Annotated in this window: 14 protein-coding genes; 6 read left to right on the top strand and 8 right to left on the bottom strand. The window is 35.2% G+C overall.

Annotated elements, in window-relative coordinates; translation table 11 throughout:
• Positions 1 to 2: 2 nt before the first annotated feature.
• The 3 genes from LEP1GSC202_RS10570 to LEP1GSC202_RS10560 form a co-directional block, all read right to left on the bottom strand.
• The gene (locus LEP1GSC202_RS10570; protein WP_015677708.1) at positions 3 to 566 is read right to left on the bottom strand and encodes an LIC_11695 family lipoprotein; all 564 of its coding nucleotides are present in this window, start codon (positions 564 to 566) and stop codon (positions 3 to 5) included.
• Positions 567 to 582: 16 nt separating this feature from the next.
• Positions 583 to 3,030, bottom strand: a complete 2,448-nt coding sequence (locus tag LEP1GSC202_RS10565) for a TonB-dependent receptor (protein WP_015677661.1) — start codon at positions 3,028 to 3,030, stop codon at positions 583 to 585.
• Between the two features lie 192 nt (positions 3,031 to 3,222).
• Entirely contained in the window at positions 3,223 to 3,633 is a 411-nt protein-coding gene (locus LEP1GSC202_RS10560) for a CoA-binding protein (RefSeq protein ID WP_015677689.1), read from the bottom strand.
• Positions 3,634 to 3,812: 179 nt separating this feature from the next.
• Here LEP1GSC202_RS10560 and LEP1GSC202_RS10555 point away from each other — a divergent pair, with 179 nt between their 5' ends.
• From LEP1GSC202_RS10555 to LEP1GSC202_RS10545, 3 genes are all read left to right on the top strand, one after another.
• The gene (locus LEP1GSC202_RS10555) at positions 3,813 to 4,949 is read left to right on the top strand and encodes a hypothetical protein (RefSeq protein ID WP_015677804.1); all 1,137 of its coding nucleotides are present in this window, start codon (positions 3,813 to 3,815) and stop codon (positions 4,947 to 4,949) included.
• A complete protein-coding gene (locus LEP1GSC202_RS10550) occupies positions 4,946 to 5,671 on the top strand; it encodes a flagellin family protein (RefSeq protein ID WP_015677769.1) in 726 nt (241 codons plus the stop codon). The genes LEP1GSC202_RS10555 and LEP1GSC202_RS10550 overlap by 4 nt, the downstream gene beginning before the upstream one ends.
• An 80-nt stretch (positions 5,672 to 5,751) precedes the next feature.
• The gene (locus LEP1GSC202_RS10545) at positions 5,752 to 6,300 is read left to right on the top strand and encodes a DUF4334 domain-containing protein (RefSeq protein WP_039928803.1); all 549 of its coding nucleotides are present in this window, start codon (positions 5,752 to 5,754) and stop codon (positions 6,298 to 6,300) included.
• 21 nt (positions 6,301 to 6,321) lie between these two features.
• Here LEP1GSC202_RS10545 and LEP1GSC202_RS10540 read toward each other — a convergent pair whose 3' ends face one another.
• The 5 genes from LEP1GSC202_RS10540 to LEP1GSC202_RS10520 form a co-directional block, all read right to left on the bottom strand.
• Positions 6,322 to 7,470, bottom strand: a complete 1,149-nt coding sequence (locus LEP1GSC202_RS10540) for an alpha/beta fold hydrolase (RefSeq protein ID WP_015677692.1) — start codon at positions 7,468 to 7,470, stop codon at positions 6,322 to 6,324.
• 10 nt (positions 7,471 to 7,480) lie between these two features.
• Complete coding sequence (locus LEP1GSC202_RS10535; RefSeq protein ID WP_015677765.1) at positions 7,481 to 9,175, bottom strand: glycoside hydrolase family 2 protein; 1,695 nt, start codon at positions 9,173 to 9,175, stop codon at positions 7,481 to 7,483.
• Between the two features lie 4 nt (positions 9,176 to 9,179).
• Entirely contained in the window at positions 9,180 to 10,484 is a 1,305-nt protein-coding gene (locus LEP1GSC202_RS10530) for an MFS transporter (protein ID WP_244147708.1), read from the bottom strand.
• Between the two features lie 109 nt (positions 10,485 to 10,593).
• Positions 10,594 to 12,129 (bottom strand): lipid A deacylase LpxR family protein, encoded by a 1,536-nt coding sequence (locus LEP1GSC202_RS10525; protein WP_015677749.1) that lies wholly within the window; start codon positions 12,127 to 12,129, stop codon positions 10,594 to 10,596.
• Between the two features lie 3 nt (positions 12,130 to 12,132).
• Positions 12,133 to 12,459, bottom strand: a complete 327-nt coding sequence (locus LEP1GSC202_RS10520) for a DUF3817 domain-containing protein (RefSeq protein ID WP_015677658.1) — start codon at positions 12,457 to 12,459, stop codon at positions 12,133 to 12,135.
• Between the two features lie 184 nt (positions 12,460 to 12,643).
• On the opposite strand from LEP1GSC202_RS10520, the gene LEP1GSC202_RS10510 reads away from it, so the two are divergent.
• From LEP1GSC202_RS10510 to LEP1GSC202_RS10500, 3 genes are all read left to right on the top strand, one after another.
• Complete coding sequence (locus tag LEP1GSC202_RS10510; protein WP_015677721.1) at positions 12,644 to 14,656, top strand: neutral/alkaline non-lysosomal ceramidase N-terminal domain-containing protein; 2,013 nt, start codon at positions 12,644 to 12,646, stop codon at positions 14,654 to 14,656.
• Positions 14,657 to 14,821: 165 nt separating this feature from the next.
• Entirely contained in the window at positions 14,822 to 15,625 is an 804-nt protein-coding gene (locus LEP1GSC202_RS10505) for an SDR family NAD(P)-dependent oxidoreductase (protein WP_015677663.1), read from the top strand.
• A 26-nt stretch (positions 15,626 to 15,651) separates the two neighbouring features.
• Entirely contained in the window at positions 15,652 to 16,077 is a 426-nt protein-coding gene (locus LEP1GSC202_RS10500) for a hypothetical protein (protein WP_425256023.1), read from the top strand.
• The last annotated feature ends 21 nt before the right edge of the window (positions 16,078 to 16,098 follow it).

The raw sequence follows: 16,098 nt of genomic DNA, 5'->3' as shown, positions 1-16,098 counted from the left end.
GTTTATTGCCAACACTTACTTGGATCATAACAAACATAAGTTCCGTTATAACCTTCGCAGGCTTCTTTAGCATTTTTAAGATTTGTGATTCCATAATAAATATATGCTGGAATTAAATATTGATGTTCTCCTTCTGTAGAATAAGCATAAGGGATTAAGTCGTTGATTCCATCAACTCCGTCGTAATGGCAAGCACTGATTTTATTGTTGATTGCGCAGGGACCATTGATTCTTTCCACTACTATATCAATTCCTATTGCATTTCCAATTGTGGCATAAGTTTGTTCAATATTCAATTCCCATTCTGCTTGTTTTTCTAAATATGCTGTCGAATATTCACGGCAAAATAATTGAGGACCGTTTTTTACACTGAAACGGTGGCTATATGCAATCGTAAGGCCTAATTTTTGGCCTTCACTCATGCTATTTGCATTCAATTGTTGTAATGTCAAAATTTCGACAAGTTCATTGTTTGTAATCTTTGACTTTGGGTCAAAAAGGTCACATTGGGAAACCATCATACCAATCAATAAGATTGGAACTAAGAATTTGAGTTTTATTTTCATATTGTTCTCCAGAAAATTAAATTTTATAAGTTAACATAAATCCGTAAGTTTGTGGTGCACCAGGTACTGCTTGGAAAGTACCATCTATGTAAGATGTAAAGTAATATCGATCAGTGATATTATTCATATAAAGGTATGCCGAAAGTTTATCGGTTTCATAACCAATTCTTGCGTTTAACACATAATACGGGTCGCTATAAACAGTGTTATCTGCAGCAAAATACATCTGACCTACTGCTTGAAATTCTCCTCTTAAGAAAATGCCAAAATCATTTCTATATTGAAGGTAACTTACGATGTCATACTTGGGTATAAAATGTACCCACTTCCCATTGAAATTACGATTGAGAACTGTATCTTGAAAGCGGTTAAAAATGCCTTCTGTATACCCTGCGGATAAACCTAGTTTGGTATCTTTATGTGGTTTTACAAAAGTTTCTAATTCATATCCTCTAATCGTTACCAATTCAGCATTTAGGTTTACATATTGAGAAAGATTGATTGCTCGTATCACATGAAAGTCTTGGGTTTCTGTGTAGAATTGTGTATATTTTAATCCAAATTTTCCTTTAAAGAATTCTGATTTGACTCCGGCTTCAATCGTATCATTGATTTCGGGTTTAAAACTTGCTCGAGAAGGGACATTGACAACAGTGCTGTAACCAGCATTTTTATAACCTCTACTTGCTCCGATAAAAAACATTAAATTTTCAATAGGCTTATAGTCAAAAATGACTCTGGAAACATTATAGTTATAACGATTGTTAATTGTGTATGGATCTGAAAGTAGAATAGTTCCACCAATAGGATTATTGCCAGATACACCGGTAGCAAGTTCTGAATGTGATAATCGACTTTCTTGTCTTTCTAATCTTGCACCTAATGTTATTGTGAATTTTTCAAAAAAAGTATAACTATTATGAGTGTAAAAACTTACATTCCTGTCATGTAGTCTCGATAAATTTTTCTCCTGCGTCGGAGCACTCAAACCAGGAAAATCGTTTACAACATATAATTGTACTCTATGTTCTCTTGCTTGGTCAATATTTGATATTTTATTTGAAGAATAGATTCCTAGTTTGAACTGAAGCGGGTCATGTTTGTCTTTCGATTCAAAGTAAATATCGTTCAGTACGGTAGTTGATTTTTCAATGTATATGGAGCGATTTTGATCTACTTTTGAAAAGTCGGAGTCCGCCGTGATAGGATCAATGTCCATTTTTCGTAGGGCTGTAGCAGTTTTTAAATTTGTATAAGGTAACTTAGTTGTTGTTGCCAGGGAATAAGTATTTCCTGTTACATTACTTTTGCCTTCGTAATCCCAATATACTTTTCTATCACCATTTACACGATTTATATACGTTCCATATAGTTTTGAACAATTGGAAGGTGCAGCAACGCAGCCTTGTAAAAGAGCCTTTTCTCTCTCAGATTTTGCTCCTAAATAGTTTACTAAGTTAAGGGATCCATCATCAAAACTTTCAGCACTAATTTGTAGATCAGCCTCAAAAATTTCGTTAGGTGTGAAGTATAATCTAAATCTACCTGCTCTTCCTTTTCTCCCATCGGGATGAGTTTTATAAATTTCAACAGGAAGTTCATAAGGTCTATTATTTGGATAATAAAATCCAGTTACATTGGATAAATATCCTTCTCTTTCGGTTGTTTTTCCTGCAACACCAAAATAAAGTTTATCATATACAATTGGAGCATTATAATATACTGATGTTTCCTGTTTTTTATAATTCCCGAAATCTAAACTGATTTTTCCTTCTGGTAAATTCGTTGGTTTTTTTGTTTTAATCTCAACGACTCCGCCTTGAAAATTTTTTCCAAACAAAGTCGCTTGGCTACCTCTATAAACTTCTATACTTTCTAATCCATAAAGTTCAGTATTGAGGGCAACATTATCATTGAGTGGAATGCCATCTAAAATTAATCCAACTGCCGGTTCACTAAACGCGATACTGCGCATCCCTCGAATGTTAAAATATGTAAAATTACGTGAACCAGAATCTATGATCGAAAAATTAGGTACTTGTTTATCGATATCATTCGTTCGATTGATGCCAGCGTCCTGGATCTCTTGTTCATTCAATCTGCTGATGCTATTTGGTGTTTTTAATATCTCTCTATCTCGTTGGTCTTTTTTGCCAGTGACTCGGATCCCATTCTCTTGTTTGTTTGTCCCCGCGCTAGAATCGGAATCAGTTCCTTCCCACTTTCGGTTTGGAGTTATGGTTTGCGGTAGGAGTGGAATGGTTGGGAAAAGTAGAAGGATGCTGAGGCTGAAAGTGGCAAACCGAGGGTGATTTGCCGACCATGGCTTCTTTTCGTTTCTGGCTTGATTTGATACAAGCCAGGGTATTAAATGAGAGTAATTCTCAATTAACTGTTGCATATGGGCATTTTTTCCGTAGGCTGTGGTTTGGCAAGAATAAATGAGAAGTAGACTCAAATTCATATTCTCAGGAAACCGGCAACCAGACAAAGAAGGGCCGATTGGGAGTCCTTACGTTTGGGGAATCTCTAGATGGTAAAGGATTCCTAGATCATAGGAAGGCGGGGCGAGATTGAAAGAGTTCGCATCAATTCAGATTGCGAGTTTTCTGAAAGTTTTCTTGGAGTTTTGCTTTATTAAGCGAACCAAAAAAGTTTAAAAATATTGGTTGTATTCGATGATCAGGCAACGGTTGGAAACTACTTTGATTCCCGCCTGCTCGGCCTTTTTTTCTGCTTCTGGATGAGAAATGCCCAACTGTAACCACAAGACTTCCGTGCCACCTAACTTTAGTATTTCGTCAACTACTTCTGGAATTTTGTCAGAACTACGAAAGACATCGATAAATTTGCGATCTTCTTTTGGAATTTCGACTAGGTTTTTGAATATTGAAAATCCACCTACGTCATGTTCCTTGGGATAGGTTCCAATGATACGCCAACCTTTATCACGCATGAAAACTGGAACATAGTGACTAGGTTTCGTTTTGTCATTACTTAAGCCATATACAGTAATTGTTTTATAAGACTCTAACAATGTTTTGATTTCTGAATCTGGAACATTCATAAAAAAAAGGATATCATGATTCTTTTGAGCCTACAAGTAAAAGTTTTTAATTTGATAAATGACAAGACGATTCATTCCTTAATTTAAAAAATATGATTGCCTTTTGTATCGATTCATGAAAATGAATTGGTCGCTGTGAGTTGATTTGAAATTCAAATTTATCAAACTATGGAAACAAAATGCAAAGAAGTGAATTTTTAAGTCGGATTTCTCTCACTGCTCTTTTGGTTTCCGGAATTCGGCAGAATTTAGAAGCAAAAAAAACTAAGGAAAAATCGAACCTAAACGATTTGCAGTTTGAAATCCCATACTATCCCATCGAACGAACTTCCGAAATCATTTCCTCTATCCTTTCAAAGTTGTCTACGGGAGAAATTGAATTAAATTTATTTTTGGACTCATTTGCAAAAGAACTCGAATTACGTTTCCCTTTGAAACAAAAAAACAAAATCTCATCCTACAACGAATTGTATTCTTATTCTGTAAAAATTGAGATTGTATGTGAACTCACGAGCGTACTCATTGGCATTTGGCAAAATCTATGCATCCAAATCGGATTGTATGGTTATCAAATAGAGGATTTCAAAACAGATTCTAAATCAATTAAAACTTCGATGATCGGATTTGGGAAAAAAATGAATAATTTTAAGATCCCAATCATTTCAGATCTAAGATCCAAAGGAAAATGGTGGGACCAATCGGAAATGATTCTCCGTTTGCCTTGGTTTGGTGGAATCAAATCAGAGAAAATAATCTCAAATAAAATGAATCTGGAGCAAATTTTTGACTTAGATCTGAAACAAATAAAAAATTCTAATCAATCTGAATTCTCTTTTATTTCGATTGAGTTTTTCCAACATACAAAAAATTTACAATATCAAATCGATAGAATCCGTGCTAGGTGGCACCAATATGCAGTCCGATTCTATTATATGGCCTTTGTACAAAAAAAGTATAAGCTGGTCACATCAAATCCTATTGTTTACCAAAATCTAATTCGTTCTTATGGTTTTGAATCAGCAATCAAAACGATTCAAAACCGAGCGTTTCATATGCAAAGTGGGATATACCATTATTTGGATCGGCAATCACAACAGATGGTTGTTTCATCACTTGTTTTGATGTTGAAAGACCTGGGTAAAAGTACGGGGGGCGACAAAAACTTGTTTAGAATTCTAAAATTGGAAAACTCATATGGAGGGATCATTTCTGTGTCCACTGGAATGTCGGCCATGGAAACCTTTAAAAACTTGGAGGAAGGAATCCTCTATTTAAAGGAAGAACGAAAGAAATTATTTACACAGGATACATTATGAAAATCAAATATGATCCAAATCTTATTTTTGGTTCAAAAAGGGAATCATTATTTGGAAAACACATTCTTAAGGCACGTTCTCTCATTAGAAAATATTTTGCAGGTAAAAGATCGAAAGATTCAAAAAAAGTAAAATTGAATGTATTAACAAGTATTCGAAGAGGTGGTCTTTTACAAACAAAGTTAGAAAAAGAAACCTACCACTCGATTGATTCACGGTTAAAGTTTATCTCAATTACTGCCACAGCATTGGAAAGATTACACCTAATTCAACCAATACAAACTACATTCCAAAAACAAAAGTTTTTAATCCACCAAACGATTGTTTATTTAGATACATTACTCGCCATTTCTGAGCATTTATTGGCATTGTCCACCAATGAACATAGGAAAAAGCAGTTTCGATGGGAAAAACAAAGAGAAGTGGAGGAATTGGTTGATGAAGTAGACCGAATTGCATCCACTGCCGAATTCAATCAGATGACCTTGTTTTTAGGAGATTTTGCTAAATCTTCAAGAACAGCTTCCATGTGGTTTTTGAAAGAAAGTGGTGAAGTGTTTCAAGTATATATTGCAACAATGACATCCAAATCACTCGGACTCACTGATTTTAAAAATGAAGTAATTACTTTGTCTAGTCCAATTGAGTATGAAAATAAAGTGAAACTAGCCATTGAACGGATCAAAGAAGAACGAAAACAAATGGCAACTGTTCTCGAATGATTCATTTAAAATGTAAAATTGTTTTGGAAAAATATTTCATAAATCCAGACATTTGTGAAAACAGGTCAAAGTAATTTTTTATGAAAAATAAATCCCTCGAGTCCAAATTTAATGAAATGCGTTCTAAAATGAACAATTCCACGGAAGATTCTTTTGCATTGTTTGATGCTTTAGAAGTAGTTTCCATCCAGGAAATGATCGGTAAGTGGCATGGATCTGGCTTTCATACAGGACACACTATGGATGGAGCGTTAGAAACATTCAATTGGTATGGAAAGGAATTTGTGGATTCTGAAAATGTGCATCCATTGGTTTTTCAATCATTAAGAAAATGTTTGTTTAAAGTGAATCCTTCGTTAATGCCTGTAAGGCTCGCTACCATCATTCCTTCGACTCATTTATGGCCACTTAAGTATTTGTTTCTTTTGGTTCGATTTTTATTTCAAACAAATAAATCAAAAGCGCGGGTTCGACAAATTGAGTTTAGGGGCCAAGTCACAGCAGCAATGATTTATGACAACTTACCCATCCATGATGTATTTAAAAAAGTAAATCAAAATACATTATTAGGATGTATGGACTTTAAGGGAATGAAACAACCTTTCTTTTTTGTATTGGAAAGGGATTAGAGTTTGGTTAACAGAATTCACCTAAAAACTTTTTGATAGTTTTTGATTCAGTTCATTAAATTTTAAGATCGATTGAAAGTATTCGCCGATCAATCGGTCAGACCAAGAGGATGCAAATAATCCCTCAAAAAAAGCTATGTGGCTTCCTCTTTTCGTATGTACATGGATGGTATTCTTTAAGGTTTCTAACCAATGTAAATTTTCTAATACATTTTGATTCACACAGATAGGGTCATCTGCTGCATTTAGTATGAGTAGGGGTGTTTTGATTTTATCTGCTACCAAAATGGGATTTGAATTTTGATAATACGAAGATTTGTCTTTATACCCTGAGATGGTATGAAGTTTGTCTTGAAACTCTCCTAAAGTTTTTACATGAAATAGCTCTTCGCTCCCTTTCACTCTTGAAAAACTCTCATAGTGCCGTTTTAGAAAATAATTGATCATCCTTTGTCCCATAATTTTGCTATAAACAGGATGTACTCGGTGAAATGCTTTTTCAATATCATAGGCAGGAGAGACGGCGACGGCCGCATCAAACATACTTTTGAATCCAGACTCACCTAAGTAACGAGCAAGTAGTCCTGAACCTGCTGAAATTCCGACACCAAACAAAGGTTTATTGGGAAACTTGTGCTTTATATATGTTAATTGTTCTTTTAAGTCAGAAGTGGATCCCATTGTATTGATAATAGGTTTAGTGAGTGGAAGGTTTCCATGACCTCTTCGAATACAAACCACTACTATCCAATTATATGTTTTCCTCAAATAAGAGACAGTATCTTTTACATCTTGTTCATCGCCACTAATTGTATGGAAAAGAACGATAATGGGTGAATCATCCTTTTGGTTGGCTGTCGATAGACCTGTCCAAGCAAGTCCAGTTGTACCTCCATCCTTCATTTCCAAATGTTCTATTTTATCATAATGATATAATTTTGATTTTGATTCACGTAACATCAGCAAAAGTAACATAAGGTGTTGGTTAAAACACCAGATTGTCGGATAATATTTTTTTGTGAGTCTTTTTGTTTTAGAAATGATTTGAGTTGAAAATTCAGATTCATGGAATCTCAGGACAGGGGTTTCGATTACGTTAAGGATATAATAAAAGAAAAACCCAATAAAACCAAGTCCCAAGAAAATCAAAATGATATTACCGAATGGCATAGGCAAATTTTCAATGATACTTTAATTTTGCATTCAATTCTTTTAGAAAGGGAATGTCAAATTTAATTACTTTACGATCATATGTAACAAGCCCGTTGATTTCTTCTTCAACATCACTGACTTGGGTATAAATGGAAGCACTAAGTCCTTGTTTGATTAATGGTAAAAGTTCTGTTTCGATCAGTTTTTTGTACTCCCATTGTAAAGTTTCCTTTGTAGGTAGAACTTTATATCCAAAAATTTTTTTTTCATCATAAACGTGACCTTCTGTTTTTAGAGAATAACCACCAAATTCGGATAATACAATGACTCTTGGTTCTTTTTTTGGAACTTTCAGTTTTTGGAAATAGAGGTGTAAACTTTTTAGTTCACTACTATTTTTTCCTTGGTCATACCACCCACTAACACTATCAACGATTCTTGTGTTATCCAAACCCTTTACTTTCTTTGTGAGGGAAACACTATCAAATTGTCCCCATCCTTCGTTGAATAAAACCCAAATGCTTAGCGATACTGAATTGTATAATAATGAAATCGTTTCTTCGATTTCCTTTATAAATTCCCTTTTACCATTTTCATCGGTGCGATTGAGAAATTTATATTTGGTATCATCTGTTTTCCATCCGATGAACGGCAAATAGGCGACTTTCCAAGTTTCGAATGGGCCCCCTCCACAAACAAAATCTTGCCATACTAATAAGCCTATTCGATCACAATGGTAGTACCAGCGTAACGGTTCTATTTTGATATGTTTTCTTAAAGTATTAAAACCCATTTCTTTTATCAAAGAAATTTCTTTGATCATTGATTCGTCGTCGGGTGGAGTTAATAAACTTTCCGACCAGTAACCTTGGTCTAATAGTCCATTATGAAAATAAGGCTTGTTATTCAAATACAATCGTTTGTATTGACCATCATATCCAATGGAAAATTTTCTCATTCCAAAATAAGATTCAATTTTATCTGATTTAGTTTGGACTATTACATCGTATAATTTTGGATTTTCGGGAGACCAAAGTTCCATATCGGGTATGTTCATAACCGATATCCTTTTAGTGCTTTCTGCAATGACTTCGGAGTTACTTAAAATTTGAACGAGTATCGAATGAGATTCCGTGTCTACTTCGATTTCTACTGATTTGGTGTCTATGTTAGGTGTGATTTTAATTTTTTTTACATAATCATTTGTTACACTTTCCAACCACACTGTTTGCCAAATTCCAGATTGAGGTGTATACCAAATTCCACCTCGTTTTAGTTTTTGTTTTCCACGACTCTGAGTTCCTGTATCGGTTGGGTCCGTTACAGTGAGTCGTATTTCGTTTTTACCAATTTTGATTTCTTTGGTAATATTGAATGTAAATGGTAAAAAACCACCTTGGTGAAATCCAACTTCTTTTCCGTTCACATAACAAATGCAAGAGTAATCCACTGCACCAAAATGCAAAAAAGTGATGTCTTTGATAAAATCTGAAGTGATTTCAAATTCCCTTTTGTAAAACAAAACTTCGTTTGGTTGGAGGATAAAATTTCCTAAGCCACTTGCCTTAGTTTCAGGAGAATAAGGAACCAAAATTTTATGTTGGTATTCGATAGGTTCTCCTTGTTTGGCATGGCCTAAAAACCATTCACCATTTAAATTTATATAACTGTCTCTTTTTAATTGTGGTCTTGGGTATTCTGGAAAGGGAATATCTAATTTCAATGGCTTATTTCCTTTTTAGTAGTATTAAAGGATAAAAAATAAATACACAAAAGATTCCACTTGTTAGAAAAATCTCTGGAGACGGAACATGAGCAAGAGAACCATTAATTGGATCAACATAAGTTAAGTTAGTTGTTTCGTTGATCTTTTGTCCTATCATGGGTCCAATGAACATAGGGATTAATACAAAAAAAATCATGCGAATTCCTTGTAATTTACCAATATTTTCTGCCGGAGTGTAGTCTCTGATTTGTGCACCGAGTAGTGCCAGTATTTGTACAAATCCAGTCATTAAGATTAAACTTGTAATTCCAACAAGTACCATAACCAAGTTTATGTTGATCCCAGCAGTAGTTTTTGCTGTAATGTATAGTGATAACATTCCTACAATATAAATAATAGAGAATAACATTAATAAACGATCTTTGTTTTTTCCATCAAATCGATTGCCTAAAAAGATTGCGATTACACTTGCTCCTAAAATTACACATGCGAAAACAACTGAGTATTGGATGGCATCAAAGTGTAAATATTCTTGCATAAAAATAATGAGATAAGGCATATAAATTTGGCTAGCGATTCCGTATATTCCCATAGCTAAAAAATATAAATATAGTTGTCTGTTTTTTTTGATGACCGAAACACGAAATCCATACAGTAAATCCGAAATAAAATCCGAGTTTGATTTTTTGAGATTAGGGTTGTCATTAATCAACCAAAGACCAATGATTCCAGAAAGGGACATGAGTGTTCCAACACCGACAAACAAACCTGGATATCCCAAAGTTGTGACAATGATTCCAAAGCCACCAGCTACAATTAACATAGCTATCAGGGGCATTGCCGACAATACTCCCTCTGCTAAACTTCTAGCATTACCTGTATTGTCAGTAACATAGGCGTTAAATGCAGCATCATTTGCTGTTGAACCAAATGCCGTCATAATACAATCTAATGTAATCACAATTGCAATTGTTAGTTGGATAATTTCTAATTCTTCCGTTAATCCAAACCAGATTTGTGTATTTTCTTTTGTTACAAATGCAAAGGATAATGTTAGCAATCCCCAGCAGAGATAACCGACGGAGACAAAATACTTACGATTCCCTAGTTTATCGGACAAAATGCCCGCAAACAAGGTTGTAACTGTTGCCACAATACCGCTAAGTTGCACCATAAGAGTGACGGACGAAGTGCTTTTTGAGATGGTATTATAAATGAATAAATTGAAGTAAATATTTTCGACTGACCAAGCTATTTGACCGACAAGACCAAATAAAATTAATACAAACCAAAGACGTTTGCTCAAACTATGATTCTGCATGATCGCACAGTTTTCTGCGAATCAACTTTGGTTGGCGAGCCTAATTTTTGAATTTAGTTCAAAAGTTTGAAACCCATTCAGTTTGGGGAATTTGTTAAAATACCTTACCTAATTGAAACCCAAGCCATTGGTGTTGTTGTGGTAAACCCTTTGCCGATTGAAAATCGATTGTTTGGAAATTATAATGTAATCCGAACATAAAACCAGAGTTGGAAACGGAAACAAATCCAGCTCGGACAAATCCTACAGCTCGTTTTAGATCTGCTATGTACGTTTTGTCTTCGCGATATTCAATTTCTTCTCGTAAGAGCTGCAATAAGGTCTCTCTCTGTTTGGGATCCAAAATGAATTGGGATAAAATTTCATAGGAATAAAAACGAACGATTGGAGGGAGTTTTCCACCTTCTGGACGGAAAATCGAATAAATGGCCAAAGCTTTAGCGTTGTCTGGAATTTGCTCCCATTGGTCGGATAAATTTTTTAATAAAAACAAACGTGTTGTGAATTCAATATCTTCTGCACCATTAAAAATATTATTAAAAACTAAATAGTTTAATCCTATATTATAAGGATTATTGGTTCCCTTTACTAAAAATTCGTTAAACAAAAGATATCTTTGTAAAGTGTTTTTTCCATTGTCTTCTGTTAATGCTCGGTATTGTAATTCCCTTTCACCTACATCTGGAGTCGGATTATTTAAAAAACTATCCCAATTGCTAAACGCTGAACTTCTGTTTTGCGATTTATATGCCTTATCAGTTCCCATTTGGCCTTGGATCGTTGCATTGTATGCTTGTAAGGTTCCTCCGGGATTGATATAAAAATACCAATATCCGTTTCCTTCATTATATAAGATTGGTGGGCCAGGTTGCAAAGCAGAACTGCCAGGTCCAGGTGTTTTATCCACATTTCCAAACCGAAATATCAATCCAAATGATACATCTGTATTGATATTCCCTAGGTTGAGATTGTATTGTGTTCCAAAAAAACGATGGTAATATTTTCGAATGTCAGTGCGTAAAGCGACTGAATATGAATCAGGGATTTGTGTGTCCCAACCTTGTGGTGTTGGAGAGTTGATCAAATTATGAAAATTCATTTGAGCAGATTTACCACCAACGGATGGTCCAATCATACCAAGTTCAAGTTCTGTTGTGACACTTGTATCTTCTGATGCAGTTGTTAAAGAGTTACTAAAATACCCTCGGCTTGAATAAGGTCGATCACCGTACGAAACGTCCGCTTTTGTTATGTTTGTAGGTGTATAAAATTCTTGTGCTACTGCAAATCCTTGTAGGTATTTTGTGGTTTCTGTCGGAGTCACAAAAAAATCATTCCAATAACTAAATACTTTTCTCGTTGGATTGGATTCTCCAGCTGACATATGAAATTCTAATCTTGACCCATTTGTATAATAACGATCAGAAAATCCACCGAATGCATCATTTTCCATAATCAGTCTGACCTGGTATTGGTCTGGAGTTTCTTTTACAGTCCTCTCAATTTCGACAGGTGTTTCGACTACAGGTTTGATCGGTGTGGTTTTTTTATTAGTTTTCGTTTGTGCTATGATACTACTTGCTAACAGTAATTTGGTGAAAATGAGACAGAAAAGAAATTTTGATTTCATAGTTTATTTCAGGTTTCCCAACTCTTCATCGTCGGGTTGTAAGTATAAATACTTTTCTGCCAAGAAGGTTCCGAATGGGATCACCGAAGCCAAAGCAGCATAAAAGGTTTTTTTGAGTTTCCATTGGTATTCTACTTTCACTTGGAAGAGTTCCACCAAGTACAAGAGGAATAATAATCCATGTACCAATCCGACTATTTTATTTGGTTCTGGATTTTTGTATAAATACTTTAAGGGCATCGTGACAAAGAGAATTGTTAAAAAAGAAATTCCCTCAAAAAACGCTAAAATGCGAAATCGACCTAATTTCGTTTGCAAAAGTGAAAACATAGAATTACCTTATCGTTCCTTTTTCCAGAATCAAAACCCTTTCCATTTTCGTCCTTACTTTCTTCAGGATTGTTTTTGTTGGTTTTTTGTGGGTCAGCCTGCAGGATTCGTTCCAAAATGCGAAAAATTAGTCGACACTTGTTCGGGATTGACAAGTTTTCTGCGTTACAGGAAAACCAGTAGGATGAAGCAACGTTTCCTATTTTCTGTTCTTTTTTTCTTTTCCGTTTCGCTTCTCGCAGAAACTCCAAAATCTTATCTCGCTGGTATGGCGAAAAAAGACATCACTGGTCCACCTGTGGGTGTTATGTTCTGGGGCTATGCAAGAGAAGACCAAACTGGACTTGGAATCCAAACTCGCCAATTCGCTAGAGCCTTAGTGATAGAAGAGCCAAGTGAAAAAAAATTTTTGGCTTATGTTACTGCCGAAGTTGGAGGTATCCCGTTTGAAATCCAAAGAGAGGTAGTGGCTCGGCTCCAAAAGGAAGTAGATCCGAAATTTCACTTTGGAAATGTTTTACTCAATGCATCGCATACACACAGTGGACCTGCTGGTCATTTTCACTATTCTGAAATATCTTTTTATTCTACTCAGTTTTACGGCCTCTCTTATGCGGTCTTAAGAGATGGCATTTTTGAAGCCATTAAAGAAGCATACCAATCTAGAAAACAAGCTGAATTAAAAATCGGAAAGACCATCGTTCGTGAAGCAGGTATTAATCGAAGTTTGTCTGCGTATTTGGCAAACCCTGAAGCGGAAAGAATATTGTATGAAGATAATATTGATCGCGAGATGCTTCAACTGAATGTGTTTGTAGATGGAAATGCAATTGGCTTTGTTAATTGGTATGGAGTTCATCCAACCAATATAACATTTGATAATCGATTGATTTCTTCTGATAACAAAGGAATTGCTTCATTATTAGCAGAGGAAAACGAATCTAAAAAAGGGAATGTTTCTTTTGTTGCGATATTTGCACAAGCAAATGAAGGGGATGTTTCACCCAATTTGAATTTAAATAATACAGGTCCTGGAAAAGACATTTACGATAGCAGTTTTATTATTGGTAAACGTCAATTTTTGGCAAGTCAAGAGATATTATTATCTCAAGGAAAACCACTTAAGTTAGGACTAAGTTTTTCTCATACATTCATTGATATGAGCCGTTATCCTGTTCGAAGTGAATTTTCAGGAACAGGGAAAACAGAGTATACATGTCCTTCTGCCTATGGATATGCATTTGCCGCAGGATCAACTGAAGAAGGAGGTGGCCATTGGTTATTCCATGAAGGTATGACCGAAAGTAATCGAAGATTTTACATTGATTGGATCGCCAAATTTATGTTACAGTCACCCTCTGATTCCTTACGAGAATGCCAAAAACCGAAAGCTGTATTATTTCCGATGGGTGAAACTAAACCAATTCCAAGTTTACCTCAAATCCTTCCCTATGGACTTGTTCTCATTGGTGATCTTTCCATTTTGGTTTTACCACATGAAGTGACAACGATGTCAAGTCGGCGTTTGAAGAAACAAGTGAGAGATGTATTACAAGATAAAATTTCTGAAATTGTTTTGTCTGGACTTACCAATGATTTTTCTGGATATATCTCAACTCCAGAAGAATATGCAACTCAAAATTATGAAGGAGGGCATACCTTACATGGACAACAAAGTTTGAATGCACTTCGCCAAGAATTTTCGTTTATGGCTACAGAATTATTAAAGGGAAAAGAATTTTCCCAAAATACAAAATCAGTTCTAATGCCACTTGACCTTTCTGATAAAGTTAACCCATTAACAATTCCAAATTCTAAAATCATCTCAAAAGAACCAAAACGAGTGTTAAAGGAGAATGGCAAAGAGATACAATTTGGAAATTCCGTCCATTGCCAAGTGGATGCAGCAAATCCCAATGTTGGTTATCCAAATGTAAAATCCTATCTTTATGTAGAAAAAAAAGAAGGAAACAGTTGGAAACAATACCGATCCGACGCTGATTACGATACCAAATTCCAATTTCATAACCCAGGTCTTTTTGCTTCTGGTCTTGGCAAAATGGATTTAATTTGGGAAATGAAGGAGTTTGTTCCAAATGGAGAATACCGTCTGGTGCATGAAGGCTTGTATCTAAATTCCCTAGGTACAAAAAATCCCTATCGAATTGAATGCCCCATTTTCTCCGTAACCAGGTAATGTTACAACTTTATGGTTTGTTCCTTTTTCCTCCGACAATCCATAAAGTTTGTAGATTCGAATCCTTTTCTAGAATTCTCCATTCAATAGAAAACAAGTTGTAAAAAAATCACCAACCATTCAAATTTTCTCTAATCTGATGATTTAGAAAGTGAAGGGGAATCTATGAACAAGTTTTACCAAGGGGAATGGGTTTGGATCACAGGTGCTTCTTCTGGGATTGGAAAAGAATTAGTCAAACAAGCATACAACCAAAAAGCCAATGTGTTACTTGCATCACGCAAACCAAAAGATTTGGAATCCATTGCAAAGGAGTTGGGTTTGGCAAAGGGAAAATATGCTGTTGAAAAACTAGATTTAGAAAAATACCACGATGTTTCTGAATTTGCGAAACGTTGTTTGAAAAAATATGGAATCCCCAAGGTGGTGATCCATAATGGAGGTATCAGTCAACGTTCCCTCACAAAAGAAACTAATTTGACAACGATTGAAAAAATTATCAATACCAACTTTTATGGCGCAGCGGAGCTAACGCGTGCTATGTTGCCTGAAGTTTTAGGAAAAAAAGAAATTCATTTTGCTGTGATATCAAGTGTAGCTGGGAAATTGGGTAGCCCACTTCGTTCGGCTTATTCAGCCTCAAAATTTGCTTTGGTTGGTTTTTTTCATGCTTTACGTGCAGAAGAAGAAAAATCTGGAGTTTTTGTGACGATGGTTTACCCTGGATTCATCCAAACCAATATTTCCAAAAATGCACTTCAAGGTGACGGATCGTCCACAGGAAAAATGGATGCTGTGATTGAATCGGGTTTACCTGTACAACTTTGTGCTCATCGTATTTTACATGCAGTCGCTAACAAACAAAGGGAAGTTGTGATTGCTGGATTCAAAGAAAAATTTGGTTTGTTTTTACAAACATTTTTTCCTTCATTATTTTTTAAAATGATTCAAAAAGCGAAGGTTCGCTAAACAAGGAGATCCAATTGAAAGATAAAATTTTTTATATTTTGTTATTAGTAACGTTTAGTTTTGCCATACATTCACAATCAAATGTTTTAGATTACAAAACCAAAAATAAAACGAATGAAGTTGAAAGAACTTATTTATTGGATTTATTAAGAGCCAAGTTAGCGAAGGAATTTAAACAAGAATTTGTATTCGTTGTAGAACACTTCAAACTCTCAGGTGACTACGCTTGGTTTCGAGGTGTAACAAAAAGAAAGGATGGTAAGGAGATTGAATTAGCAGAAGACCTCCCTTACGATTGTTGTCATGTGGAAGCATTATACAAAAAAGTGAATGGCAAATGGCAAATTGCCGAATCAGCCGCTTTTAGTACAGATGTTTGGTGGGATGGGATCCAGTTGAGGTATCCAAAAGCTGCCAAAGAAATCTTTTTAGAATCATCTGACAAAAACTAATAAAATAGTTTTTTTAGAACC

This window comes from Leptospira yanagawae serovar Saopaulo str. Sao Paulo = ATCC 700523 (assembly GCF_000332475.2).
In the GTDB taxonomy this organism is placed as follows: domain Bacteria; phylum Spirochaetota; class Leptospiria; order Leptospirales; family Leptospiraceae; genus Leptospira_A; species Leptospira_A yanagawae.
The sequence above is the reverse complement of the archived record's forward strand: the minus strand, read 5'-3'. Positions and strand labels throughout refer to the sequence as shown.